Consider the following 25,460-nt stretch of genomic DNA (forward strand, 5'->3'; position numbering starts at 1 on the left):
GCCCCCAGCAGGACCGAGGCCCAGCACGCCCGAGTCAGCGGATCTGACGGCGGACCAGTTCGTGGAACGGGCTGCCTGCGTCGGCGAGCAGCTCGGCCGGCGGTCCCTGCTGGACCACCCGGCCCTCCGACATCACCAGCACCCGGTCGGCGTCCAGCACCGTGGACAGCCGGTGGGCGATCACCACCCGGGTGGCGCGCAGTGCGCGGGTGCTCTCCGTCACCACCCGCTGGGTCCGGTTGTCCAGGGCGCTGGTGGCCTCGTCGAAGAAGAGGATGCGCGGACGGCGGATCAGCGCCTGAGCGATCATCAGCCGCTGTCGCTGCCCGCCGGAGACGGTGCCGCCGCCGTCGGAGAGCACGGTGTGCATGCCCATCGGCATCCGCTTGATGTCCTCGGCCAGGCCTGCCATCTCGGCGGCCTCCCAGGCCTCCTCCAGTGAGAAGGTCTCGGCGCCGCAGATGCAGTCCAGGATCGAGCCGGTGAACGGCTGGGCGTTCTGCAGCACCACCCCGCACTGACGCCGCACCGCGGTGCGGTCCAGGGCGGCCAGTTCCTGGCCGTCGTAGCGCACGCTGCCGGAGGTCGGCCGGTCGAAGCCGATGAGCAGCCGCAGCAGGGTCGACTTGCCGCAGCCGCTGGCCCCCACAATCGCCACGAACTCGCCCGGCTGCACCTGGAAGGAGACGTCGTCGAGCACCAGCGGCCCGTCCTCGGAGTAGCGGAACGACAGCTGGGCGACCTCGATCGCGCCGGACAGCACGCCGGGCGCGATGCTCCCGCCGCCCACCTCGGGGACCTCGTCCAGCACCGGCCTGATCTGCTCGTACAGCGGCAGCACCGAGGCGGCGGACAGCAGCACGCCGGTGAGCTGGGTGACCGAGGTCAGCGCCATGGTCACGGCGGTGCTGAAGGTGAGGAAGCTGCTCGCCGAGAGGGTCCCCCGGGCCGGGCCCGCGAGCAGCATGTACATCACCAGCGTGCACAGCGGCAGGTAGAGCGCATTGAGGACGGTGATCAGGTTCTTGATCCGGCCCACCCGGCGCTGCAGTTCGCGGCTGCGGGCGAACCGGCCCGCCCAGGCGGCGTAGGCGAACTCCTCGGCTGCGGCAACGCGCAGTTTGGGCAGGCCGCGCAGAGTCTGGAAGGCCTGGTTGTTGAGCTTGTTGTTGACCGCCACCAACCGCCGCTGCCACCGCAGTTGCCACAACCCCAGGACCAGGAACACGGTGCCGATGACGGCCACCATGGCCAGGGCCGCCAGCGCCAGCGGGACGCTGTAGTACAGCAGCAGGCCCAGGTTCACCGCGCTGACCGTGCCGGCCTGCACCGCCACCGAGCTGATGCCCGACAGCACCCGGCGGATGGCGCTGACGCCCATCGCCGCGGTGGCCAGCTCCCCGGTGGAGCGCTCCGCGAAGAAGCGGGTCGGCAGGCGCAGCAGCCGGTCCCAGACGGCCGGTTGCAGCGTGGCCTCGATGCGTCCCTCCATCCGCAGGATGGAGACGTTCTCCAGCAGCATGAAGGCGGCGGAGACCACGGTGGTGGCCACGATCGCCAGCGAGGTCTGGACGATGAGGCTCTTCTCGGCGTTCGGGACGTAGCTGCCGAGGACCTGTCCGGTCGCGATCGGCACCAGCGCCCCGAGCAGCACCGCCACCAGTCCGCCGAGGACCAGGTTCCGCAGGTCGGTCCGGGTTCCGCGCAGGCTGAAGCGGAGCAGCCGCCAGGCGGGCAGCGGCTGTTCCGGCAGCGGGCGGTAGAACATGACCGCGCGGTCCTCGAACTCCGCCGCATTCGCGGCGCCGACCCTGGTCGTCCGTCCGGTGCCGGGATGCACCACCCGGTAGCCGCCGCGCCGCCACAGCAGTGCGACCGGGGCCCCGGTACTGACCCGGTGGCCTACCAGGGGACCGGCGTTCTCGCGCCACCAGCGCCCGGTGAGCCTGACCGTGCGGGTGCGGAACCGGGAACTGAGCGCGATGCGTTCGACCGGACCGAGCCGGTCGGGCGGCGCGCCGCTCTGCCCGGGCCCGGGCGGCGTCGGGGCCAGGGCCGGGGGCGGGGCGACGGTGATTCCGGCAGCGGCCGCGACGGTGCGGCAGACGGCGAGGGCGGCCTCGTCGGATCCTGCGGCCGGTCGTCCCGTGGCCCGCCCCGAGGCGTCGGAGGTGTCGATCGAGTCCAGCAGCGCCCGGTCGGCCTGCGCCCTGACCGTCCGTCCGGCCTTCATCCCGGCCGCCGCCCGGTCCTCGTGCGCCCGCTCCAGCTGTTCGATCCGGCGGTCCACCGCGGACATCAGCCGGGTCTGCTGGTCGACCAGCCGCTGCCACAGCGCCCCGTCGACCAGCAGGTCCCTGGCCATCTCCGCGCTGTAGGCCGCGCCGTACTGCACGCTGCCCGGGTCCACCGGCGTCCACAGGATGCCGTCGTCGGAGGACTCGTCGGGCCCCGCCGGCACCGCGCCGTCCGGTGCCGCCCCGTCCACGGTCGTCTCGAACACCGCGCGCAGGCTCCGCCCCAGCCCCCGGGCGAACGCGTCCTCCAGCGGGCTGAGTACCTGTTCGACGTAGTAGTACTGGTCGGGGCGCAGCAGTTCACGGAGCTGGATCCGCTGCAGCACACAGCCCTGCAGCGGCCTGCCGACCAGCGTGTGCCGGGGTCCCTCGACCGGGCCGAGCAGCAGGGCCCCGGTGTCGAGCCGGCCGAGGAAGTGCCAGCGGCCCTGCTCGGCGGCGTCGACGGCGAACAGGTCCATGCCGCCGGCCGCCACCAGCCAGAGCACGTCGGGCCGCTCCAGCGACAGGCTGCGCAGGTTGGCGCAGTCGACCGGATCGCCGAGCCCGCCCAGGGCGCCGACCACCAGGTCGCCGGGCAGGGTCAGCTCCCCGGGGATCAATGCTCACGCACCAGTTCGGCGTACCGCCCCGCAGCGGCGACCAGTTCCTCGTGGCGCCCGCGTTCGACCACGGTCCCGTGGTCCAGGACGACGATCTCGTCGCTGTCGCGCACCGTGCTCAGCCGGTGCGCGATCACCACGCAGGCGCAGCCGCGCCGCCGGATGTTGTCGATGATCACCCGCTCGGTCTCCGCGTCCAGGGCGCTGGTCACCTCGTCCAGGACCAGCACGCTGGGCCCGCGCACCAGGGCCCGGGCGATCTCCAGCCGTTGCCGCTGGCCGCCGGAGAAGTTGCGGCCGTCCTGCTCCACCCGGCCGTGGATGCCGCCCGGTCGCCTGGACACGGTGTCGTGGACCGCGGCGTCCCGGAGCGCGGCGAAGACCGCCTGGTCCGACACCGACGGGTCCCACAGCGCCACATTGTCGCGGACCGTGCCCTCGAAGAGGAACACGTCCTGGTCGACGAAGGAGACCGAGGCGGACAGCGAGCCGCGCGGGATCTCCGCCAACCGCCGCCCGTCGATCCGGATCTCGCCCTCCCAGGGCCGGTAGAGGCCGGAGATCAGCCGGGACACGGTCGACTTGCCACTGCCGGACCCGCCGACCAGGGCGACCTGCCGGCCGGGGCCCACCGACAGCGAGAAGTCGGTGAGCAGCGGCTTGTCGAGCGGGCTGTAGCCGAAGGTGACCCGGTCCAGCTCCACGTGCCCGCTGAGCCTGCGGGTGCTCGCGGCCGGTTCGGGCCGGGCGAACAGCGGGTCCACCGGGAAGCTCTCCACGTCCCTGAGCCTGGCCATGTCCGCCGCGAAGTCCTGGACCCGGCCGGCGACGCCGTTCAGCCGGGTGACCGGCCCGGTGAAACTGGTCACCAGCGCCTGGAAGGCCACCAGCAGCCCGATCGAGATACCGCCGTCCGCAGCCCGCTGACCGCCGATCAGCAGGATCAGCGCGCTGTTGAGGGCTGCCAGCGCGGGGGCGACCACGGCCAGCGCCGCACTCGGCACGCCGAGCCGCTGCTGCCCGTCCAGGGTGAGCGCGTGCTGGCCGGCCCAGCGGCGGAAGTAGCCGTTCTCGCCGCCGGTGGCCTTCATCGTCTCGATCAGCTGCAGACCGCTGTAGGAGGTGTTGGTCAGCCGGGCGCCGTCCGCGCGCAGCTTCTGCACACCGGTGCCGCGGATGCGCACCACCACCCGCAGCGCCACCACGTTGAGCAGCGCGATCAGCACCCCGAGCACCGTCAGCTGCGGATCGTAGGTCCACAGCAGCAGCGCGTAGAGGACCACGACCACGGCGTCCACCCCGGTGGCGGCGAGGTCCCTGGCCAGGGTCTCGGCCACGGTGTCGTTGGACTGCAGCCGCTGGACCAGCTCGGCCGGGTTGCGCTGGCTGAAGAAGGTGACCGGCAGCCTGAGCAGGTGCCGCAGGAACCGCGCGCTGCTCAGCGTGGACGAGATCATGCGCCCGCGCAGCAGGTTGGCCTGCTGCAGCGCGGTCAGCCCGGCGGTCAGCGCCACCATGGCCGCCATCGCGGCGAAGAGCACCGGCAGCAGCGAGGTCTGATCACCGATCAGGAACAGGTCGATGTAGGTGCGGCTCAGGGCCGGGAGCACCGCGCCGACGACCACCAGCAGGAAGCTGGCGAGCAGGGCGGCCAGCATGGTGCCCGAGGTGCCGCGCAGCCGGGCCGGCAGGGCGCGGAGCAGGCCGGGGCGGCGACCGGCCCGACGGAAGCCCGCGCCGGGCTCGAAGGTCAGCACCACACCCGTGAAGCTGGAGTCGAAGTCCTCCGGCGTGACGAAGCGACGGCCCCGGGCCGGATCGTTGATGCGAACGCCGCGGCGGCCCAGGCGACGCACCGTGCCGTCGTAGACGACGAAATGGTTGAACTCCCAGAACAGCACCGCCGGGGCCTGCACCTGCGCCAGCGCGGTCGGTTCCATCTGCATGCCCTTGGCCGCCAGGCCGTAGCCACGCGCCGCCTTGAGCACGCTGCTGGCCCGGGAGCCGTCGCGGGACACCCCGCAGGCGATCCGCAGTTCCTCCAGCGGCACATGCCGACCGTGGTGGCCGAGCACCATCGCCAGCGCCGCGGCGCCGCACTCCACGGCCTCCATCTGCAGGACGGTGGGGCTGCGCACCGCCCTCGGCCTGCGGCCCCGGGGCTGGCGCCGGCCCCGCCCCGCGCCCCGGTTCTGGTTCTGGTCGGGGCGGTGTCTCCCGCGCTCGCGCTCGCGGAGCGGCATCGGCTCCGTCGCGGCCGGGTCGTGGTGCGCGGTCACGGAAGGACCCAATCGATCGGATGCTGGGCGGCCAGCTGGATGGAGCCGCCGACCAGGGTGGTGGACTCGACCGCGTACGGGGGGCCCTGCGCCGAGGACCAGGCGTACCCGGACTTCGTCCCCGTGGAGCGGTCCAACTGGACCATGACGGCCACCGGTTGGCCCTGGGCCGAGAACTGCGCGCCCAGTTGGCCGTCGCCGAGGAAGGCACTGATCTGCTGCTGGGTCTGCGGCACCCGGCCGACCGCCAGCACGCGTCCGCGCAGCGTGCCGTAGCGCTGCGCGGGCACCGACTGCAGCGTCAGTTCGACGGCGGCGCCCACCGGGATCGTCGACGCCCCGCCGCTGGACGCGTACAGCACCGCCACCAGCGGGTCCTCGGGGCTGTTGATCCGCTCCAGGGTGGCCAGGTCCGCCCCCACGGCGACGACGGCGCCGATTCCCGCCGCCAGGGCCGTCACCCGGCCCGCGGCCACCGTGCGCACCGTCTGGACCTTCGCGTCGGTGCGCAGGCTCAGCAACGGCGCCCCGGCGGCCAGCGTGTCCCCCTGGGCGGCGAACACGGCGGTGACCTGTCCCGCGAACGGGCTCTGCAGGGTGTAACTCCCCTGTGCGAACGTCAGAATTCCGGGCGCAGCTATTTTGGACGAGACCGAACCGGTGACGGCCCAGAACCCGGCCACCGCCATAACCAGCACGGTGACCGTCAGAACCAGCCTGCCCTGCGGCCGCGCCAAATGCACAGGTACGTCGAGCTCCTCGGGCGACTGCAGCTTCGAAAGCGCCTTCTGGCGGAATTGCACAAACCATTCCTTTGAATGCACCGGTAGCGGTCGGGCATTTTTGCACCCGACCGCACCACACGATGTCCATCACTTCTGTCGAACGGCGACGGGCCCCGGCCCGAGGAATCCCGGGGCCCGTCGCCGCTCATGTGCTCCGGACCGTGAAGTCCGGGGCGACCCCCGACGTCGGAGACTGGCTGCCGACGGTCAGAGGCCCGCGAGCCCGGTGACCTGACCCGGGACCAGGCTGGTGACCTGCGAGAGCGTCTGGCCGACGCCGCTCGGCAGCAGGGACTCGGTGGCACCGAGGACGGGCGAGGTGACGCCGGAGACGTCGAGCCCGAGGATGCCGACGCCGCCGGAGACGCTGTCCAGGTCGCTGTCGGAGATCTCGCGGGTCTCGACCTGCGGCGTGAAGTCCTTACGCATGGCTTTTGTTTCCCTTCACTGCTGTGGGTACTGCCGAATTGTTTCGGCCGGATCTGGAGGACGCCAGGCCGGCCGCTTCAACGGTTGCCTGGACCCCGAATATCGGGGGCCAGTCCTTGCGACTTCCGCCGATGGATTGATCCAATCATGACAAAGGATGGTTCGTCCAGTCAGCCTGTCGGATATTCCGTGAACATTTCCGGACCCGACAGCAATACCGTCCACTATTCCCCACGGAATTGTGACGGCATCTTCACACATTTCCGGTAACCCGCTCCGGCACCGATCACGGGTCAGCTCCCGGTGGCGATCTGGTCGAGCCGGTCCACCCGGCCCTGGGCGTCCCGGCCGATGCCGAACAGCTGCTCGGGGTGGAGCACCAGACCGGCCGCCAGGCCCGTGAGCGTGTTCACCGACGAACCGGTGCCCGCGCTCAGCGGGGCCGTGGTGGTGACCACCGCGTCCGGGAGCACCTGGAGCAACTGCACCGCCCCGCTCGGTACCAGCTGTCCGCGCACGCAGTCGACCGGAACCGCGTACAGCAGTGCGTCCACGCCCGGGGTGAGACCGGCCGGCAGCTGGAGCGACTGCACCCGCTCCAGGGTCTCCCCGGTCCGGGCCACCGCGCAGCCCAGCACCTGGCCGGGGTCCGACGACGCCGAGGTGGCGGCGGTCGAGGGTCCGCTCGGCCTGATCGGGGCGGCGGCGGTGGAGGCGGCCACGTCCGGGGCGCTGCTCGGGGTCGGCGACGGCCTCGACTCCGCCGGCCCGGTGGTCCGCGGCGCGGCGGGTGCCGTCCCCGGTGCGGACGTGGTCGGGATCACGGCGGACACCGTGGGAACCCGCTGCGGGCCGGAGCCGAGGGCTCCGGAGATCGCGAAAGCCGTGCCGCCGACCAGCAGCCCCGACAGCGCCAGGGCCGGCGCGCCCAGCACCCAGGGCCGCCGGCGCCGCTCCGCCCGGCGGCGCAACTCGGCCCCACTCAGCGGCGGTTCACCTGCGGCGGTCGCCGCGAGGCCGCGCAGCGACTCCCGGAGGCGCTCATTGCGTTCGCTCATCACGCTGACATTTCCATCAGGTCATCGGACAGATGCTTGGCCAGAGCCGCCCTGGCCCGTGACAGCCGGACCTTCACGGTGCCCTCCGGCGCCCCGGTCTCCCGGGCGACCTCGGCCACCGGCAGATCGCACAGGTAGTGCAGGACAACCACTCGACGCTGCTCCTCCGATATCTTGCGCAGCGCTGCCACCAGCGCTGCGTACTCCGGTCCCGGGCCCGGGGCGTCCGGCAGGGCGCCGTGCCGGAACACCGCCAGCAGCGAGCTGCGGGCCCGCCGCCATCTGCTCACCGCCAGCCGCCAGGCCACCGTTCGCACCCAGGCCTCCGGCGCCTGCGCCCCGGACAGCTCCTCGCGCCCGCGCCAGGCCCGGACGAAGGCCTCCTGGACCACGTCCTGCGCCTCGGCCAGGTTCCCGGTCATCGCGTACAGCTGACCGACCAGCCGCGACCAGCTGCCGGCGTAGAACTCGTCGAACTCGTCAGGCGACAAGCGGCTCCCGCTCCCTGCTCCGGCGGCATCCGGCCCTTCCCGCCGTACGCGGGACACCGACTACCGGGCGCAGCCACACCGGCTGCGCACTGCTTCCACCACGTCCTCGCTCCCCCGGGCCGCGATCCGAACATCCTGCCGGACCGAGGCACGATCCAAGCCCTCTACGCAGCCCGACACCGCCCCGGTTACATGCCCCGCCCCGATTTCTTGGTGACCTGGGTCACACGACCAGCGCAGCGACCCCTGAAGCACGACCAGGCCGACGAGGGCCGCTATCGCCGGGGGCAAGTCGATATCGACCGGTCAGTCCGGGGTGACGATGGCGAAGTTCTGGTTCGGGGTGTCCAGCAGTGCGAAGAGCCGGGCGATCAGGGTGGAGTCGCCGGTCATGGTGATTCCGGTGCTGCCCTTGCCGGCCAGCAGGGCCAGCAGTTGGACCTTGGTCATCGTCATGGTCAGCCCGGCGTCCGGGTTCGCGGTGGTGTCGGTGGTCCAGGTGAGCACGCCGTGGGCGAGGCGCAGGTGCCAGAAGACGCCGGCGACCAGCCAGTCGATCTGCAGCGCCGCGTCCCAGGCCCTGGGGCCGTTCAGCCGGACCGCGATGCCGTCGATCAACTGGCCGACGGTGAGCGAGAGGTACATGTCGGGGCCGATGGTGGAGCCGGTGGCGGTCCTGATCCCGGCGGTCAGCTCCTGCGCGCCGGCCAGGTAGAAGTTGCGCCAGACCGCGTTCTCGGTGGCCTGACCCAGTCGGGTGTAGAGCTCGGCGAGTTGGGTCTTGGCCCGGGTGTCGCTCGGGTCGGCGAAGACCGCCTTGTTCAGCAGCGTGACCGCGAAGCGCAGGTCTCCCTTCCTGGCGTACTCGCCCGCCCGGCGCCGCACCGCGGCATTGCCGCCCAGGCAGTCCACCCAGCGCTTGGCGTCCTCGACCGGCGGGTGCTCCCACAGGTGCGCCGGATTGCCGTCGAACCAGCCCATGTAGCGCTGGTAGATGCCCTTGACGTTGTGGTTCAGCGAGCCGTAGTAGCCGCGGTTGGCCCAGATCCGGTCCAGGGCCGGGGGCAGCTGCAGTGTCTCGGCGATCTCGGTGCCGGTCCAGCCCTGGTTGATCAGGCGCACCGTCTGGTCGTGCATGTAGGCGTACAGGTCGCGCTGGTGGGTCAGCAGTCCGACGATGCTGTCGTTGCCCCAGGTGGGCCAGTGGTGCGAGGCGAAGGCCACATCGGCCTTGCCGGTGTACAGGCCGATGGACTCGGTGAGGTAGCCGGCCCAGGCATGGGCGTCGCGGACCTCGGCGCCGCGCAGGGTGATGATGTTGTGCATGGTGTGGGTGGCGTTCTCGGCCATGCACACGGCCTTGAGGTCGGGGAAGAGGAAGTTCATCTCCTCCTGGCACTCGGTCCCCGGGGTCATCTGGAACTGGATCCGTACCCCGTCCAGGGTCACCTCCTGCCCGGTGGCCGAGATGTACTGGGTCGGCGCGATCAGTCCCACCGTGCCCAGCGAGACGGTCAGTCCCAGGCCGCAACCGATCTGCGCGGCGGCGCCGGTGGGCAGTTGGGCGCCGTACATGTAGGCGGCCCGGCGCGACATGGCGGTGCCGACGTAGATGTTCTCGGTGACCGCATGGTCCATGAACCCGGCGGGGGCCAGGATCGGCACGCTGCCCGCGCCGCCCGGGAGCACGCCGCGGCAGCCGCCGAAGTGGTCGATGTGCGGGTGGGTGTAGATCATCGCGGTGACCTGCCGGTCGCCGCGGTTCGCCCGGTAGAGCGCCAGGGCCGCCGCCGCGGTCTCGGCCGAGATCAGCGGGTCGATGACGATGATGCCCGTGTCGCCCTCGACGATGGTCATATTGGACAGGTCCAGGCCGCGGACCTGGTAGATCCGGTCGGTGACCTGGTAGAGACCCTGCCGGGAGAGCAGCTTGGCCTGCCGCCACAGGCTCGGGTCGGCGCCGGCCGGGGCCGTCCCGGTGAGGAAGGCGTAGGCGCCCGGGTCCCAGACCGTCCGGCCGGTGCTGTCGGTGATCTTGCCGGCCGGTACGGCCGCGATGAAGCCCCGGTCCGCGTCGGCGAAGTCGCTGGTGTCGCCGTAGGGCAGACCGCTGGTGTCGGTGGCGGACTCGGCGGGGCCGCCGGTGCCCGGTCCGGCTTGGGCCAGGGCCTGGGCGGTCTGCGGGTTGAGCGCGACGGCGGCAGCGGCCGCGCCCGCGGCGGCCGTGACGAAGCCGCGCCGGTTGATCGGAGTCATGAGTGTGCGCCTCACGGAGGAGAGACGGGAGTCCCGCCGACGGCGGTGCCCCGAGTGATGGGCCCCCACTATTGCAGTCGCACTGCAATACAAGTCAAGGGTTTCGGCGCGGCCGCCCACGCAGGCAGCACACACCCCACCACCGGCCCGGACCCGACCGCCACCAGCACCTTCGAGGCCGCCGGGAAGTCCACCACCCGGCTCCCGATCTGACCGCGCCTCACCTCACCTGCGCCAATCGACGCCTGGGTCCGGTGCCGCGCTCCCCGCCTTTCCAGACATCTTGACTGTACTCGTCCAGGCTGCTTCTCTAATACCTCACACGCCACTTGGTCTAAACCAATGGCGATCATCTCATGAATCGATTCAGAGCGGAGGTCGGATGCCGTCCGCCCGCATCGAAGAAAGAGGAAAGATGTCCGCACGCAGAAAGTTCGTCTCCGTATTATCAACCCTGGGGGTGATCGGGGCCGTCGCGGTCTCCGGATTCACCACCGCCGCCCCGGCGGTCGCGGCCTCGTCCCCCAACGCCTGGCCCGCCCATGTGTTCGCCCCCTTCGTGGACACCTGGTCGAACAATGTGACCCTCACCGAGGCCGCCAACACCTACGGCACCAAGTTCTTCACCATCGCCTTCGTCGACGGCACCGGCTGTCAGTGGTCGATCGGCGAGCAGAGCACCGTGCAGTCCGAGATCGACAGCCTCCGCGCCGTCGGCGGCGACGTCTCGGTGTCCTTCGGCGGCTACACCACCGACAACAACCTGACCGAGCTGGGCGACTCCTGCTCCTCCCCCGAGGCGGCGGCGGCCCAGATCGAGTCGGTGGTCACCACCTTCAACCTGTCCCACCTCGACTTCGACATCGAGGCGACCTCGCTGACCAACTCAACCGGCATCGACCGCCGCGACAAGGCCCTGGCCGAGGTCCGCTCCTGGGCGAGCTCCAACGGCCGCTCGCTGTCGATCTCCTTCACCGTGCCGGCCACCTCCGGCGGCCTCAGCGGCGACGGGGTCAGCCTGCTCAACAACGCGCACGCCGACGGCTTCACGCCCGACGTCGTCAACCTGATGACGATGGACTACGGAGCCTCCGGCGTCGAGATGGGCAACGCCGCCAACTCGGCCGTGGACGCCGCGGCCGGCCAGGTCGCCAGCGCCTTCGGCATCTCCTCGGCCGCGGCGTACGCCAAGCTCGGAAACACCCCGATGATCGGTCAGAACGACAGCGCCGGTGAGATCTTCACCCTCGCCGACGCAGCCAGCGTCGAGAGCTACGACGCGTCCAAGGGCATCGCCCTGCTGTCGTACTGGGACGAGAACCGCGACAACGGCGGCTGCCCCGGAACGACCACGGCCTCGGGCACCTGCAGCGGCATCAGCCAGAGCACCGGCGACTTCGCCCGCGCCTTCCAGCCGTTCACCTCGGGCAGCAGCACCGGCGGCGGCTCCGGCTCCGGCAGCGCACTGGCCGGGACCTGGACCCAGTGCGCCTCCGAGAACGGCACCTGCGCCGTCGACGGGCACAAGACGGTGGCCTTCGGCGCCGCCGGCAAGTTCAACTACGGCACCCTGGGCAACTCCACCCCCTGCACCACCGGCGTCTTCGGCGACCCCGACCCGGGCGTGGTCAAGGCCTGCTACACCGAGACACCCCCACCGGCCTCCAACACCTGGACCTCCTGCGCCGCCGAGAACGGCAGCTGCTCCTTCGCTGGCGTCATGACCGTGGCCTACGGAGCCAACGGCTCCTACAACTACGCCACCCTGCCCGGCGGCACCACCTGCTCCAACTCCGTCTTCGGCGACCCCGCCTCCGGCAGCGTCAAGTCCTGCTACGTGATCGCACCCCCGCCGTCCTTCACCACCTGGACCAGCTGCGCCGCCGAGAACGGCAGCTGCTCCTTCAGCGGCACCCACGAGGTCGCCTACGGAGCCAACGGCCAGTACTCCTACCAGGCCGTCACCAACGCGACCGGGTGCAGCAATTCGGTATTCGGCGACCCCATTCCGGGGACGGTCAAGAGCTGCTACGTGCAGTAGCCCTGCAGCACATCCCACGCACAATTCCGACGGCGGCATGCAACACCCCGACAATGAATCGTTACATGTCGCCGTCGAACCCCTCTGGTGGACGGAGCCCCGCTCCGTCCACCACCCCCATGAGGAAGGCTGGACGATGTCCCGAGTCCCCCTGCATCGCGCGTACCGCCTCGCGCTGACCGTCAGCGCCTGCACCGCCCTGCTCGTCGCGCCCACCCTCGGATCGCCCGACCGGGCGACCGCCGCCTCGGCGACCGATCCGGGCAGCGCCTACAACCTCTCGCCCACCTCGCGGACCCTGTCCCCGGCCTCCGTCCACAGCACCACCGGGACCGTCAGCAGCCCGTCCAACCTGCTGTCCGGCCAGTCCACCCGGCTGACCGGACAGGGCTCCGCGGTCACCCTGGACTTCGGCAAGGAGGTCGGCGGCATCGTCACCCTGCACTTCGCCGGCTCCAGCAACAGCAGCCAGAGCGTCGGGCTGGCCTTCACCGAGTCGCCCCAGTACATCGGCACCAGCAGCGACAACTCCGCCGGCGGCACCGACGGCGCCATCTACGCCACCGTCTCGGGCTCAGGCAGCTACACCATGCCCACCGACAAGCTCCGCGGCGGCTTCCGCTACCTGACCCTCTTCCTCAACTCGTCCGGCTGGGTGGACCTCAACGGCGTCTCGCTCAACTTCACCGCGGCGCCGGGCGTCAGCGACCCGGCCGCCTACCCCGACTACTTCTACTCCAACGACGACCTGCTCAACCGGATCTGGTACGCGGGCGCCTACACCGTGCAGCTGAACACCATCGACCCCACCCAGGGCCGGGTCTACCCGCCGGTGTCCTCGGGCTGGGAGAACAACGGCACGGTCGGCTCGGGCAGCGAGGTGCTGGTGGACGGCGCCAAGCGGGACCGCTCCATCTGGTCCGGCGACCTGGGCATCTCCACCCCCACCGCCTACGTCAGCACCGGCGACACCCTCGGCACCCGCAACTCGCTGAACGCGCTCTATGCGGACCAGAAGTCGTCCGGCGAACTCCCTTGGGGCGGACCGGGGTTCAACCTCTACAGCTCCGACACCTACCACATGTGGACGCTGATCGGCACATCGAGCTACTACCTGGAGACGGCCGACAAGGGCTGGCTCGACAGCATCTGGTCGCAGTACCAGCGCGGCGTCAGCTTCATCACCGCCAAGGTCGACGGCAACGGACTGCTCGACGTCACCGGCACCAACGACTGGGCCCGCGGCGACCAGGGCGGTGAGAACATCGAGGCCAACGCCATGCTCTACCACGTGCTGAGCACCGGCGCCTCGTTGGCGCAGGTCGAGGGCAACAGCTCGCTGGCGAGCAGCTACAGCAGCCAGGCCGCCGCCCTGCGCACCCAGATCAACGCGCGGCTCTGGGACTCGGGCACCGGGGCCTACCGGGACAACCCCAGCAGCACCCTGCACCCGCAGGACGGCAACTCACTGGCCGTCTGGTACGGCGTGGTCCCCTCCGCGACCCAGGCCACCAGCATCGCCACCTACCTGCGCGGCAACTGGAGCAGCATCGGCGCGAAGACCCCGGAGTTCAACGGCAACATCTCACCGTTCGCCGGCTCCATGGAGGTGTACGCGCACTTCACCGCCGACGACGACACCAACGCGCTGAACCTGATCCGCTCCGAGTGGGGCTACATGCTCAACTCGCCCATCGGCACCGGCAGCACCTTCTGGGAGGGCTACGGCGCCGACGGAACCCTGTCCGCCTACCCGGGCTCGTTCACCAGCATGGCGCACGGCTGGTCCACCGGGCCGACCGGCGCCCTGACCACGGACGTGCTCGGCATCGCGCCGACCGCCGCCGCCGGCGTCGGCTACCAGGTGGTCCCGCACCCCGGCGACCTCACTCACGTCGAGGGCACGCTGACCGTCGCGACCGGAAAGTCGATCCACGTCAGCTACGACCACCCGACCGACGGCAGCTTCGCCATGCAGGTCGACAGCTCCAGCAACAGCGGGTCGACCGGAGTGATCGCCGTCCCCCGGTTCGGGCAGGACCACGTGGTGAGCGTCAACGGCGCCACCGTCTGGAACGGCAGCTCCTTCACCGCCACCACCGGCATCACCAGCGCCGACCAGGACGCCGACTACATCTACCTGCGCGGCGTCGCACCGGGCTCCTACAGCGTCAGCTACCCGGCCACCGGCACCATCTCGCCCACCCAGTACCAGGCCCTGCCCGGCAGTTGGACCCAGTGCGCGGTCGAGAACGGCACCTGCGCGGTCGACGGGCACAAGACGGTGGCCTTCGGCGCCGCCGGCAGGTTCAACTACGCCACCCTGGGCAGCTCGACCGCCTGCACCACCGGCGTCTTCGGCGACCCCGACCCCGGCACCGCGAAGGCCTGCTACACCGAGACCCCGCCACCGGCCTCCAACACCTGGACGTCGTGTGCTGCCGAGAACGCCACCTGCTCCTTCTCCGGCGTCATGACCGTGGCCTACGGAGCCAACGGCTCCTACAACTACGCCACCCTGCCCGGCGGCGCCTCCTGCTCCAACGCCACCTTCGGCGATCCGGCCTCCGGCAGCGTCAAGTCCTGCTACCTGACCGGCGCCCCGCCCTCCTTCACCACCTGGACCAGCTGCGCCGCCGAGAGCGGCACCTGCTCGTTCAGCGGCACCCACGAGGTCGCCTACGGGGCCAACGGACAGTACTACTACCAGTCCCTCACCGGCGGCACCGCCTGCGGCAACAGCGTGTTCGGCGACCCGATCCCGGGCACAGCCAAGCTCTGCTACGTCCAGTGACGCAAGGGTGACGTCCGACAGCGTCCGCGGCCGATTCGAACACGGGTCGGCCGCGGACGCGTCGGTTCCGTGCGCCGAACGGGTCCGCAGGTAGGGTGAGCCGTCATGCGCGTGCTCGTGGTGGAAGACGATCCCGGACTCGGCCCCGCGATCGCGGCAGGGCTGCGCGCCGCGGGTTTCGCGGCCGACCTCGCGCAACGGCTCGACGAGGCCGACCTCAAGGTGTCGGTCAACGCCTACGACTGCGTCGTCGCCGACCGCGGCCTGCCCGACGGCGACGCCCTGGACCTGCTCAAGGTGTGGCGGGGCGCCGGCCGGACCTTCCCGGTGCTGATGCTCACCGCCTTCGGCTCCCTCGACGACCGGGTCACCGGCTTCGAACACGGCGCCGACGACTACCTCGTCAAACCCTTCGCAATGGCCGAGCTGACCGCGCGGGTACGCGCGCTGTGCCGCCGGGACCAGCCGCCGCGCCTTCCCGAGCTCACCGTCGGCGACGTGACCATGGACCTGCCGCGCCGCCGGGTGCGCCGCGCCGGCGTGCTGCTCACCCTCACCGCCAAGGAGTTCGCCGTACTCGAGGCGCTGATGCTCAAGGCCGGGCAGGTGCTGACCCGCAGCGAGCTGATCGAGAGCTGCTGGGACGAGCTGAGCGACCCGATGTCCAACGTGGTCGACGTGGTGATCCGCCAGCTGCGCCGCAAGCTGGGGCCGCCCGACCTGATCGAGGCCGTCCGGGGCAGCGGCTACCGCATCGGCGAGCCGGAGTGAGCCCCGAGTGACCGCCGACCGCCCGGCCGTCGCCAGGCTGCACCGGATGCGTTGGTCGATGACGCCGCTGTACGCGGCCTGCAGCGCCGCCTGCCTGATCGCACTGGTGTTCATAGCCGCCGCCATCGACACCCGCTCCCGGGCCCACAGCCTCGACTCCGAGGTGGCCGGCCACGCCGAGGCGCTGTCCCGTGCCGTCTGGATGGACCAGGGCGTGCTGCACCTGGAGCCGCTGTCGGAGGACGAGCTGGCCGGTGCCTCCACCGTCACCGCAGTGATCCAGCGCAGCGGCGACAGCCCGGTCCGGGTCCGCTGGGTCCGCCCCTCCTCCGGCACCGCGCTGCCGGCAGCGGCGGGGCTCGACGCACTGTGGGCGGCCACGGTCCGGACGCAGACGACGTACCTGGCCACGGTGGCGGCAGCCGACGGCAGAAAGCTGCGCTGGGCCGCGGCACCGGTGTGGGACGCCGACGACATCGGCGCCGTCGTCCTCACCGCGATCGACCCCGGGCCCCGGGAACAGAGCCACCAGGAACTGCTCCGCTGGCTCGCCGCCGGCTGCGCCGCGCTGGTGCTCATCTCGGCCGGAACCGGTCACCTGCTGTCCGGACGCAGCATGCGTCCGGCGCTGCGGGCGCTGGACCAGCAGGAACAGTTCCTGGCCGAGGCGGCCCACGAACTGCGTACCCCGCTGGCCACCCTGCGCCTGGTGTTGGAGGCCGGCAGCGCCGAACCGGACCGCTCGGCCCCGGCGACGCCTGAGGCGGTCCGGCTGGTCGACCACATGGGCCGCCTGGTGGCCGGGCTGCTGGTCCGGGCCCGGATCGAGGCGGGCAGCCGTGAACTGGAGCTCACCCCGCTGCGGCTGGACCAGTTGGTCGAGCAGGTGGTCGACGAGCTGCCCGACGACGGCGCCGAGGTCACCGTGCGCACCGAGCCGACCGTCGTACGCGGCGATCCCGACCTGCTCGCGCAGGCGGTGCGCAACCTGATCGAGAACGCACTGCGCCACGGCGCCGCAGCCGACCGGGCGGCGTCGGTGCAGGTCGACGTCGCGGCGGGCACGGTGCGGGTCCGGGACCACGGTCCGGGCATCGCCGCCGCCGAGCGCGAGCGGATCTTCGGGGAGCGGGTCGCCGGGCGGCCCGGCGGCACCGGTATCGGCCTGGCCATCGTGCGGTGGGTCGCCGAACTCCACGGCGGAACGGCCGACGCGACCGAGGCACCCGGAGGCGGAGCCCTGCTCACCCTGGTGATCCCCGAGCACATCCCGTCCTGACCCACCTCATCGTCTCCTCATCAACCGGTCGCCATCCTGGGCCCGTGAAGATCTCCGGTACCTCATTCCTCGGCACATCCGCCCTGCTGCTGGCGCTCACCGCGCTCACCACCGCATGCTCCGGTTCCGGGCCGGCCATCGGCCACCGGGTGCTGGACCATGCCCAGGGCGCCGATCTGACGGTGAGCAGGTCGAGGGACATCCTCGTTCCCGCCAAGGGCGCGCTCCTCGGCCACTACTACGGCGCGGGGAGCATCGCCCAGACCGACGCCCGCATCGGCCGCAAGCCGGCCGTCCACCTCACCTACTACGGCTGGACCGACAACTGGACCAGCTCCTCAGCCACCCGCGCCGACTTCGCCGACGGCCGCATCCCGCTGGTCAACTGGGAGCCGTTCGACGTCGACTTCGACGACATCGTCAGCGGAAAGCTGGACGCGACGATCCGGGCCCGCGCCGACGGCGCCAAGGCGCTGGGCAAGAAGTTCTTCCTGGACTTCGCGGCCGAGATGAACGAGGAGGAGGGCTGGGGCGGCCACGACCCGGCGAAGTACATCGCCGCCTACCGCCACATCCACGACATCTTCGTCGCCCGCGGCGCCACCAACGTCGTCTGGGCCTGGTGCCCCAACGTCACCGACAGCCCCGACGCCCCCACCACGATGAGTTACTACCCCGGCGACAGCTACGTCGACTGGACCGGGGTCGACGGCTACAACTGGGGCACCTCCGACCCGGACTTCGAGTGGCAGGGCTTCAACGACCTCTTCGCCGACATCTACAAGAAGCTCGCCGCCAAGGGCAAGCCCATCATCATCGGCGAGATGGCCTCGGACGAGGTCGGCGGCTCCAAGGCCCAGTGGATCGACTCGATCGTCCCGACCCTGAAGAGCAAGTTCCCGCTGATCAAGGCCCTGGTCTGGTTCGACGTCGACAAGGAACGACACTGGCAGGTCAACTCGTCCGCGTCGTCCCTCGCCGCCTACGCCCGGATGGCGAAGGACCCCTACCTCAATCCCTGACGGAACGTCACCCCGCCGCCGCGGTGAGCGCGCCCAGGGCGCTGGCCTGGGTGCGCCAGTCGGCCGGGTCGGGGCTGGTGCCGGCCCAGCGTTCGCCGAGGACGTTGAGGGGGGTGCGGTCCTGCGCCCACAGGGTGGTCGACTGCTGCTGGACGTAGTTCAGGTAGCTGCTGGATCCGGTGGCCCTGGCCAGGTCGGCGAAGTTCCGCATGAAGATGCCCTTGAACTGCTCCTGGTTGTCGTCGCAGCTCGCCGAGCCGGTGTCGCAGGACTCGGTGAGCACTCCGCCACTGGTCAGCGCGGTACTGCTGACGGCGGCGTCGGCCAGGGTGCGCGCGGTGGCCAGCAGCGAGCTGTCACCGGTGACCTTCCACAGCTCGGTGAAGCCGCCGATGGCCAGCCCCTGGTTGTAACTCCACACGGTGGAGCCGTTGTTGGCGCAGGACGAGGTCAGCCCGTCGTTCACCAGTCCGGCGGAGTCGATCATCCCGCTGGACCGGTACCAGGCCGCGGCGGTGGTCGCCCGCTGCAGCCACACGGTGTCGCCGGGGATGCGCTGGTGCAGCGCCGTGGCCAGCCACAGGTACTGACCGTTGATCACCGCGTTCTTGTAGGTGCGCTCGCGGTCCCACCAGATGCCGCCGCCGCAGGTGCTGTTGTCCCAGTACTGCTGGAGGTAGTTCATGATGGTGACCGCCTCGTTGAGGTAGCGGGAGTTGCCGGTGTAGTCGTAGGCGTCCAGCCAGGCGATGGCCCACCAGGCCGCGTCGTCGTTGGCCCGGCTGATGAAGTCGCCCTCGATCGCGTCCGAGCTGCGCACGCCGGCGGCGAAGACCCCCTTGTTCTGGTCGAAGGTGCGCGCGACGACCCAGTCGTAGTCGTGCGTGCCGGTGGTCCTGGCGAAGTCGATGAGGGCGGTGAGGGTGGCGGCCGAGTTCCACCAACTGCTGGGCCACCAGCCGTTGTAGGGGTCGTAGGCGGACATCAGCGCGTCCGCCGCGCCCCGGGCCGGGGTCGGTGCCGGGCGGACCCAGGCGGTGCAGCTGCCCTGCTGGTGGCTGGCCTCCCGGCCGCAGGCGCGTACCGCGCCGCCGTAGAGCAGACCGCGCGGGTCGCGGGTGGCGTACATCGCGGTGCGGGTGCCGGTGGCCCCGGACGGGGTGCTGGTGCGGCCGAGCGAGGAGCCGTCCGGCCAGGTCGCGCCGCCGTCCCAGGAGCGGTCCAGCCAGATCTCGTCACCGGCGCCGCCGGTGTCGATGCTGGCCCAGGCCATGGCGTTCTTCTGGTCGACGTGCAGCCGGATGGTGCGGCCGTACAGGGTGGTCGAGGCCACCGGTTGCACGTCGCCGGCCGCCTGGGCCGGGTCAGTGCCGTCGCAGAGGGTGTCGCAGACGGTGGGGTAGGCCCAGTTGGTGCAGCCGACGGCGGCCGCGTCGCCGCAGGCCCGGACCAGGCCGCGCCTGTGGTTTCGGGCGTCGGTGATGTTGTACATCAGCGTCCTGGTACCGGTCCAGGTGCTGGGGATACTGGCCTTGCCCAGCAGTCCGTCCCAGCTGGCGCCGCCGTCCCAGGACCGGTCGATCCACACCGAGTCGCCGGTCACGCCGCCGTCGATGCTGGCCCAGGCCATGTCGTCGGCGTCGGAGACGTGCAGCTCGACCTGACGGCCGTTCAGGTTCAGATTAGGTACCGGAAAGCTCTCCTGCTTGGCCAGCGAGGGGTCCTGGGTGTCGCAGGCCAGCACGCACACCGTGGTGGCGGCCCTGGCCGGCGCCGCGGCCGGGACCAGCGCGACCGCCACCACGGCGGCCACCAACAGGAACCTGAGCAGACGGGAGAAGCCGGCAACCACACCGGCGCGGGGTGAGGACATCGGGACTCGCCTCCTTGAATGCGGTGGGGGTATTAAAACGATTCAAGTCGTTCGAGCGGACTCACCGTAGTGTCATGCTCACGACTGCGTCAAGGCGTCGAGACCCGGGGTTCCTCCGCGTGACCGACCCGATCGGCGCTGCGTTTGAGGTTGCCCCGGGGCAAGGTCATAGGTTCGGGACATGGCGGACGGACCCGAACTGATCACGGTCGGTCAGCTGGCGCGCCGCGTCGGCCTGACCGCGAAGGCCCTGCGGCACTACGACCGGGTGGGGCTGCTCGCGCCGGCCGTGGTCGACCCCGACACCGGCTACCGCTTCTACGGACCCGACCAGGTCGCCGACGCCCGGCTGGTGGGACTGCTGCGCTCGGTCGACGTGCCGCTGGAGCAGGTCCGCGCGTGCCTGGCGGCACCGCAGGACCAGGCCGTGGTCCAGCAGGTGCTGCTGCAGCACCGGCGCCGGCTCCAGGCCCGCCTGGACCGGGTCCGCGGCGACCTGCACCGCACCGACCATCTCATCGAGGACGGAGTCACCACACCCATGACCGACCAGGACACCCAGCAGCAGACCCCGCAGACCGCAGGCGACGAGCGCCGCATCGCAGTCGACCTCTTCAACGGGGTCTGGCGACTGCTGGAGCAGGAGGACCGCAGCGTCGAGGACGACGACCGGATGCTGCACATGGTGCACGCCTCGCGCTACCACTGGGGCCAGATCGGCGCCCCGGTGAACCTCAGCCGCGGCGAGTGGCAGTGCTCACGCGTCTACGCCGTGCTGGGCCGCTCCGAGCCCGCACTGCACCACGCGACGCGCGGCCTGGAGATCTGCCGCGCCAACGACATCGGCGACTGGGACCTGGCCTACGCCTACGAGTCCCTGGCCCGCGCCCACGCGGTGGCCGGCGACAAGGAGCAGGCCCGGACCTGGACCGAACAGGCTCTGGCCGCCGCCGAGGACATCGCCGAGGACGAGGACCGCGAACTGGTCCTCACCGACCTGGAATCCATCCCCGGCCAGCCGCGCTTCTGGTGACGCTCCGAGCGTTCAGCCCTGTTCGAGCATCTCCGCCAGCGCCGCGACCGCCTGCGCCCGGTGCCGGTCGAGCAGGCGCACCGCCTCGTCCGCCGCCCCGCCGCGCAGCGCGGCCAGGACCGCACGGTGCTCCTGCACCACATGGTCGCGGTTGGCGGCCTCGACGTAGTAGAGCGAGCGGTAGGCGTCGGTGGCATCCCACAGCGTGGCGATGAGCCGGGCCAGCCGCGGCATCCCGGCCGCCTCGTACAGGGCGAAGTGGAAGCGGCGGTTGGCGGCCGTCATCGCGGACACGTCCGCCGCCCCGGCCGCCTCCTCCACCTGGGCCTGGGCCGCCTCGAGCGCTGCGAGGGCCTGCTCGTCCATCCGCCCCGCCGCCTGCCGTACGGCCTCCGCCTCCAGGATCTCGCGGATCCGGTAGACCTCGCGCAGATCGGCCAGCGAGAGCTCGGCGACGAAGTAGCCGCGGTGCACCTCGTGCACCACCAGCGCCTCGGCCTCCAGGGTCTTCAGCGCCTCGCGCAGCGGGACCCGGCTGACGCCGAGTTCCTCGGCCAGCGCCTCCTGACGGATCGGCGCCCCCGGCTTCAGCTGTCCGCTGGTGATCGCCCGGCGCAGCTCCCCCAGCACGAACTGCTGGGCGGTCGGCGGGCGCCGCCGCTGCACGGGGCTGGTCATCGCGGGTCTCTTCTCTCTCCATCGGTGCCGGGGTGGATCTTGCCGGGCGCGTTCATCCTAGGGGGTTCCGCTTGACGTCCTGCGGACACGGCAGGTCCAGCTCGGCCAGCACCTGCTGGGTGTGTTCGCCCAGCCGGGGCGGCGCGGTGCGGTAGGCGGCCGGGGTGGCGCCGAGACGGATCGGGTTGGCGACCTGCTCGACCGGCGTGTCACGGCCGGGGTCGTCGATGGTGACCCTGGCCGCCAGGCCCAGCCGTTCGGCCAGGGCGAACGCCGCCTCCAGGTCGTTGATCGGACCGCAGGGAACGCCCACGGCGGCGAGGGCCTCGAACCAGGCGTCCGCCGAGCGGGTACGCAGCGGGCCGTCGAGCGCCGCGAGCAGTTCCTCGCGGTGGGCCACCCGCGCCGCGTTGCCGGCGAACCGGGGATCCCGAGCGAGCTCGGGCAGCCCCAACTCACCTGCCAGCGCTGCGAACTGACGGTCGTTGCCGACCGCGAGCGCCAGCGGGCGGTCCTTGGCGTCGACCACCTCGTACGGTGCGATCGAGGGGTGGCGGTTGCCCATGGCCCGCGGCACCACACCGCCGGCCAGATAGGCGGACGCCTGGTTGGTCAGCGCCGACAGCAGTGAGGTGAGCAGCGAGACCTCCACCCGCTGCCCCTCCCCGGTGCGCTCGCGATGGCGCAGGGCGGCGAGGACGCCCATCCCCGCGTGCAGACCGGTGATCACGTCCACCAGGGCGACGCCGGCCTTGGTGCCCGGGCCCTCCGGCTCCCCGGTCACGCTCATCAGCCCGCCCATCGCCTGCACCAGCAGGTCGTAGCCGGGCAGCGCGGCGCCGCCCGCGGTCCCGAACCCGGTCACCGAGCAGTACACCAGCCCCGGGTTGAGCGCCCGCAGTTCCTCGTAGCCGAGGCCCAGGCGCTCCATGGTGCCGGGGCGGAAGTTCTCCACCAACACGTCCGCGCGGGCGGCGATCGCCCTGGCGGCCTGCCGGTCCTGCTCCTCGGCCAGGTCCAGGGCGACGGAGCGCTTGTTCCGGTTGACGCCGAGGTAGTAGGTCGCCTCCCCGTCCGCGAACGGCGGGCCCCAGGCGCGGGTTTCGTCGCCGCTGCCGGGGCGCTCGATCTTGACGACCTCGGCGCCGAGGTCGGCGAGCAGCATGGTCAGGTACGGGGCGGCCAGCACCCGGCCGAAGTCGGCCACCACGATCCCGGCCAGGGCCCCTTCGGGCTGCGCGCTGCGAGGCGACATACGGGCTTCCTCTCGTACCTTGGCTCGTACCGTGGCTCATACCTTGGCAAGTACCGGGCATCGGGCTACGATCCACATTGGATCCAACATCCGATATCCACTCTAGCGTCGGCCGCGCGCCCTTGTCAGCAGTCGGGAGACCTCGATGGCAGCCCAGCCCGTCCACCCCTTCGACCTGTTCGGGATCGACACCCTGCTCAGCGACGAGGAGCGCGACATCCGCGACACCGTCCGCGCCATGGGCGACCGCGAACTGCGGCCCCAGGTCGCCGACTGGTTCGACCAGGGGGTGGTGCCGGCCCGTGAACTCGCGCTGAAGCTAGGCGAGTTGGGTGTCCTCGGGATGCACCTGCAGGGCTACGGCTGCGCCGGCACCAGCGCCGTCTCCTACGGCCTGGCCTGCCTGGAACTGGAGGCCGTCGACTCCGGTCTGCGCAGCCTGGTCTCGGTCCAGGGCTCGCTGGCGATGTACGCGATCTGGAAGTACGGCTCCGAGGAGCAGAAGCAGCAGTGGCTGCCCGGCATGGCGGCCGGCCGGTTCATCGGCTGCTTCGGCCTGACCGAGCCGGACGCCGGCTCCGACCCGGGCGCCATGCGCACCCACGCCAAGCGGGACGGCACGGACTGGGTGCTCAACGGCACCAAGATGTGGATCACCAACGGCTCGGTCGCGGACGTCGCCGTGGTCTGGGCCCGCGCCGAGGACGGCGTCCGCGGCTTCCTGGTCCCCGCCGGGACGCCGGGCTTCAGCGCCTCCGACATCAAGCGCAAGGTCTCCCTGCGCGCCTCGGTGACCAGCGAGCTGGTCCTGGAGGACGTCCGGCTGCCCGCCGACGCGATGCTCCCGGGCGCCCGCGGCCTGTCCGGGCCGCTCGGCTGCCTCAACGAGGCCCGCTTCGGCATCGTCTTCGGCGCGCTGGGCGCCGCACGCGACTGCCTGGAGACCGCCATCGCCTACGCGGCCGACCGCAGGGTCTTCGACCGCCCGCTGGCCGGTTTCCAGATCACCCAGCAGAAGCTGGCCGACATGGCCCTGGAACTGGGCAAGGGCATGCTGCTCGCGCTGCACCTGGGACGCCTCAAGGACGCCGGACAGGCCACCCCCGAGCGGATCAGCCTGGGCAAGCTCAACAACGTCCGCGAGGCCCTGGAGATCGCCCGGCAGTGCCGCACCGTACTGGGCGCCAACGGCATCACCCTGGAGTACCCGGTGATCCGCCACGCCAACAACCTGGAGTCGGTCCTCACCTACGAGGGCACCAGCGAGGTCCACTCCCTGGTCATCGGCAACGCCCTCACCGGCCTCCCGGCATTCCGCTGACCACCGGAAGGAGGCGGGCCGGTGTCCGACGGTCTCGACCTGAAGCGCGCCCTGGAGTTCCTCGCCGTCGAGAGCCTGCCCTGGAGCGACGCGCCGGGTTCGCCCGGAGTCTCGGAGCGCGTGCTGAGTGCGGCGCCCTCCGGCGACGGCGACGTACTGACCCGGCTGGCCCGTTGGGCCCCCGGGCTCGACACCTCGGCCGCGGGGGTGATCCGGCACCGGTACTGCGAGGAAGTCCTGATCCTGGAAGGCGAGTTGGAGGACCTCACGCTCGGCACCGTGTTCACCGCCGGCCACTACGCCTGCCGTCCTCCCGGCATGCCGCACGGCCCCTACCGCACCACCACAGGCTGCGTGATGCTGGAGATCCGCTACCGCCCGCGGTGACTCCGGCGGGCGACCGGGCGACAGCTGGTATCGCAATAGCGATAGAGTGAAGCTGTTGCTATGCCCTGGCGCCCGGCGCCCGCAGCGGAGGAGTACACCCATGGCGGCCCAGACCCGCAGCCCGCGCGAGCGCTACCGCGAACAGACCCGGGCCGAGATCAAGGCGATCGCTGTGCGCCAGCTCGCCGAGGGCGGCGTGGGCAGTGTGGCACTGCTGCGGATCGCCAAGGACATCGGCATGTCGGGTCCGGCCCTGTACCGCTACTTCGCCGGCCGGGACGAACTGCTGTCGGAGCTGGTCGTCGACGCCTACCAGGAGGCCGCCGACGCGATCCACGCCGTCGACACCTCGGCGGGCGGACGGACGGCGCTGCACGCGCTGGCGGCGGCCTTCCGCGAGTGGGCGGTGGCCCAGCCGCATCTGTACCTGCTGATCCAGGGCACTCCGGTGCCCGGCTTCACCGCGCCGGCCGAGACCCTGCTGCTGGCACGGGCGGTCATCGGGCCCTTCCTCGCCGTCTTCGCCCAGGGACGACCGCTACGCACGCTGGACCCGCTCATCGACGAGTTCGGACGCTGGCTCGGGGAGGAGCCCGAGGTCGCGGCCTGGGTGGGGCAGTGGACCGGACTGGACGCCGACGATCCCGCCGCCGCCGTCGCGCTGACCGGCGCCATCACCGCCTGGCCGCAGATCCACGGCACCGTCAGCCTGGAGACGGCCGGTCAGTTCACCGGCATGGGACACCGGCCGGCCACCCTGCTCGCTGTCCAGATCGACATCCTGGCCGACGCCTTCCAGCTGGCCTGAC

Annotated in this window: 19 protein-coding genes; 9 read left to right on the forward strand and 10 right to left on the reverse strand. The window is 71.4% G+C overall.

Annotated elements, in window-relative coordinates; all coding sequences use genetic code 11:
* Nucleotides 1-34 precede the first annotated feature (34 nt).
* From IF29_RS0111225 to IF29_RS0111255, 7 genes are all read right to left on the reverse strand, one after another.
* On the reverse strand, nt 35-2,899 hold the full coding sequence (locus IF29_RS0111225; protein WP_030252950.1) for an NHLP bacteriocin export ABC transporter permease/ATPase subunit: 2,865 nt from the start codon (nt 2,897-2,899) through the stop codon (nt 35-37).
* The gene (locus tag IF29_RS0111230; RefSeq protein ID WP_269665001.1) at nt 2,896-5,178 is read right to left on the reverse strand and encodes an NHLP family bacteriocin export ABC transporter peptidase/permease/ATPase subunit; all 2,283 of its coding nucleotides are present in this window, start codon (nt 5,176-5,178) and stop codon (nt 2,896-2,898) included. Before IF29_RS0111230 ends, IF29_RS0111225 begins: the two co-directional genes overlap by 4 nt.
* A complete protein-coding gene (locus IF29_RS0111235; protein ID WP_030252958.1) occupies nt 5,175-5,981 on the reverse strand; it encodes an HlyD family efflux transporter periplasmic adaptor subunit in 807 nt (268 codons plus the stop codon). The genes IF29_RS0111230 and IF29_RS0111235 overlap by 4 nt, the downstream gene beginning before the upstream one ends.
* Before the next feature lie 189 nt (nt 5,982-6,170).
* Nucleotides 6,171-6,392, reverse strand: a complete 222-nt coding sequence (locus IF29_RS0111240) for a hypothetical protein (protein ID WP_030252960.1) — start codon at nt 6,390-6,392, stop codon at nt 6,171-6,173.
* 293 nt (nt 6,393-6,685) lie between these two features.
* On the reverse strand, nt 6,686-7,450 hold the full coding sequence (locus IF29_RS0111245; protein WP_030252961.1) for a hypothetical protein: 765 nt from the start codon (nt 7,448-7,450) through the stop codon (nt 6,686-6,688).
* Nucleotides 7,450-7,941 carry a SigE family RNA polymerase sigma factor gene (locus tag IF29_RS0111250; RefSeq protein WP_030252963.1) on the reverse strand — a complete coding sequence of 164 codons (492 nt, stop codon included), beginning with the start codon at nt 7,939-7,941 and terminating at the stop codon, nt 7,450-7,452. Before IF29_RS0111250 ends, IF29_RS0111245 begins: the two co-directional genes overlap by 1 nt.
* Nucleotides 7,942-8,247: 306 nt before the next feature.
* On the reverse strand, nt 8,248-10,197 hold the full coding sequence (locus IF29_RS0111255) for an alkyl/aryl-sulfatase (RefSeq protein ID WP_030252965.1): 1,950 nt from the start codon (nt 10,195-10,197) through the stop codon (nt 8,248-8,250).
* A 415-nt stretch (nt 10,198-10,612) separates the two neighbouring features.
* On the opposite strand from IF29_RS0111255, the gene IF29_RS0111260 reads away from it, so the two are divergent.
* The 5 genes from IF29_RS0111260 (at nt 10,613) to IF29_RS41775 (ending at nt 18,104) form a co-directional block, all read left to right on the forward strand.
* The gene (locus tag IF29_RS0111260) at nt 10,613-12,238 is read left to right on the forward strand and encodes a chitinase (protein ID WP_030252966.1); all 1,626 of its coding nucleotides are present in this window, start codon (nt 10,613-10,615) and stop codon (nt 12,236-12,238) included.
* Nucleotides 12,239-12,374: 136 nt separating this feature from the next.
* Complete coding sequence (locus tag IF29_RS48485; protein WP_084713929.1) at nt 12,375-15,032, forward strand: alpha-L-rhamnosidase-related protein; 2,658 nt, start codon at nt 12,375-12,377, stop codon at nt 15,030-15,032.
* Nucleotides 15,033-15,137: 105 nt separating this feature from the next.
* Nucleotides 15,138-15,803, forward strand: coding sequence for a winged helix-turn-helix domain-containing protein (locus tag IF29_RS0111270; RefSeq protein ID WP_030252970.1), 666 nt, complete (start codon nt 15,138-15,140; stop codon nt 15,801-15,803).
* Nucleotides 15,804-15,810: 7 nt separating this feature from the next.
* The gene (locus IF29_RS41770; RefSeq protein ID WP_232242104.1) at nt 15,811-17,082 is read left to right on the forward strand and encodes a sensor histidine kinase; all 1,272 of its coding nucleotides are present in this window, start codon (nt 15,811-15,813) and stop codon (nt 17,080-17,082) included.
* A 44-nt stretch (nt 17,083-17,126) separates the two neighbouring features.
* Nucleotides 17,127-18,104, forward strand: a complete 978-nt coding sequence (locus IF29_RS41775) for a glycoside hydrolase family 26 protein (RefSeq protein WP_232242105.1) — start codon at nt 17,127-17,129, stop codon at nt 18,102-18,104.
* A gap of 7 nt (nt 18,105-18,111) precedes the next feature.
* On the opposite strand, the gene IF29_RS0111285 is transcribed toward IF29_RS41775, so the two are convergent.
* Nucleotides 18,112-19,977 carry a glycoside hydrolase family 76 protein gene (locus tag IF29_RS0111285; RefSeq protein ID WP_051725187.1) on the reverse strand — a complete coding sequence of 622 codons (1,866 nt, stop codon included), beginning with the start codon at nt 19,975-19,977 and terminating at the stop codon, nt 18,112-18,114.
* Between the two features lie 181 nt (nt 19,978-20,158).
* On the opposite strand from IF29_RS0111285, the gene IF29_RS46805 reads away from it, so the two are divergent.
* Nucleotides 20,159-21,010: a MerR family transcriptional regulator gene (locus IF29_RS46805; RefSeq protein ID WP_198037400.1), complete on the forward strand. Its 852-nt coding sequence runs from the start codon at nt 20,159-20,161 to the stop codon at nt 21,008-21,010.
* A 12-nt stretch (nt 21,011-21,022) separates the two neighbouring features.
* On the opposite strand, the gene IF29_RS0111295 is transcribed toward IF29_RS46805, so the two are convergent.
* Together IF29_RS0111295 and IF29_RS0111300 are read right to left on the reverse strand one after the other, a co-directional pair.
* A complete protein-coding gene (locus tag IF29_RS0111295; RefSeq protein ID WP_030252979.1) occupies nt 21,023-21,688 on the reverse strand; it encodes a GntR family transcriptional regulator in 666 nt (221 codons plus the stop codon).
* A gap of 52 nt (nt 21,689-21,740) precedes the next feature.
* Nucleotides 21,741-22,943 carry a CaiB/BaiF CoA transferase family protein gene (locus IF29_RS0111300; RefSeq protein ID WP_051725188.1) on the reverse strand — a complete coding sequence of 401 codons (1,203 nt, stop codon included), beginning with the start codon at nt 22,941-22,943 and terminating at the stop codon, nt 21,741-21,743.
* Nucleotides 22,944-23,088: 145 nt separating this feature from the next.
* Here IF29_RS0111300 and IF29_RS0111305 point away from each other — a divergent pair, with 145 nt between their 5' ends.
* The 3 genes from IF29_RS0111305 to IF29_RS0111315 all read left to right on the forward strand — a co-directional run bounded on the left by IF29_RS0111305 (nt 23,089) and on the right by IF29_RS0111315 (nt 25,459).
* Nucleotides 23,089-24,264: an acyl-CoA dehydrogenase family protein gene (locus IF29_RS0111305; RefSeq protein WP_030252987.1), complete on the forward strand. Its 1,176-nt coding sequence runs from the start codon at nt 23,089-23,091 to the stop codon at nt 24,262-24,264.
* Between the two features lie 21 nt (nt 24,265-24,285).
* Entirely contained in the window at nt 24,286-24,651 is a 366-nt protein-coding gene (locus IF29_RS0111310) for a cupin domain-containing protein (RefSeq protein WP_232242106.1), read from the forward strand.
* Nucleotides 24,652-24,751: 100 nt separating this feature from the next.
* The gene (locus tag IF29_RS0111315) at nt 24,752-25,459 is read left to right on the forward strand and encodes a TetR/AcrR family transcriptional regulator (protein WP_030252991.1); all 708 of its coding nucleotides are present in this window, start codon (nt 24,752-24,754) and stop codon (nt 25,457-25,459) included.
* The last annotated feature ends 1 nt before the right edge of the window (nt 25,460 follow it).

It is taken from the genome of Streptacidiphilus jeojiense (genome assembly GCF_000719095.1).
GTDB lineage: Bacteria > Actinomycetota > Actinomycetes > Streptomycetales > Streptomycetaceae > Streptacidiphilus > Streptacidiphilus jeojiensis.

What these genes read in the sequence shown, in the direction of transcription:
- IF29_RS0111240 (WP_030252960.1), bottom strand. Translation starts at nt 6,392, where the DNA reads ATGCGTAAGGACTTCACGCCGCAGGTCGAGACCCGCGAGATCTCCGAC.
- IF29_RS0111245 (WP_030252961.1), bottom strand. Translation starts at nt 7,450, where the DNA reads ATGAGCGAACGCAATGAGCGCCTCCGGGAGTCGCTGCGCGGCCTCGCG.
- IF29_RS0111255 (WP_030252965.1), bottom strand. Translation starts at nt 10,197, where the DNA reads ATGACTCCGATCAACCGGCGCGGCTTCGTCACGGCCGCCGCGGGCGCG.
- IF29_RS0111260 (WP_030252966.1), top strand. Translation starts at nt 10,613, where the DNA reads ATGTCCGCACGCAGAAAGTTCGTCTCCGTATTATCAACCCTGGGGGTG.
- IF29_RS48485 (WP_084713929.1), top strand. Translation starts at nt 12,375, where the DNA reads ATGTCCCGAGTCCCCCTGCATCGCGCGTACCGCCTCGCGCTGACCGTC.
- IF29_RS0111270 (WP_030252970.1), top strand. Translation starts at nt 15,138, where the DNA reads ATGCGCGTGCTCGTGGTGGAAGACGATCCCGGACTCGGCCCCGCGATC.
- IF29_RS0111285 (WP_051725187.1), bottom strand. Translation starts at nt 19,977, where the DNA reads ATGTCCTCACCCCGCGCCGGTGTGGTTGCCGGCTTCTCCCGTCTGCTC.
- IF29_RS46805 (WP_198037400.1), top strand. Translation starts at nt 20,159, where the DNA reads ATGGCGGACGGACCCGAACTGATCACGGTCGGTCAGCTGGCGCGCCGC.
- IF29_RS0111295 (WP_030252979.1), bottom strand. Translation starts at nt 21,688, where the DNA reads ATGACCAGCCCCGTGCAGCGGCGGCGCCCGCCGACCGCCCAGCAGTTC.
- IF29_RS0111300 (WP_051725188.1), bottom strand. Translation starts at nt 22,943, where the DNA reads ATGTCGCCTCGCAGCGCGCAGCCCGAAGGGGCCCTGGCCGGGATCGTG.
- IF29_RS0111305 (WP_030252987.1), top strand. Translation starts at nt 23,089, where the DNA reads ATGGCAGCCCAGCCCGTCCACCCCTTCGACCTGTTCGGGATCGACACC.
- IF29_RS0111315 (WP_030252991.1), top strand. Translation starts at nt 24,752, where the DNA reads ATGGCGGCCCAGACCCGCAGCCCGCGCGAGCGCTACCGCGAACAGACC.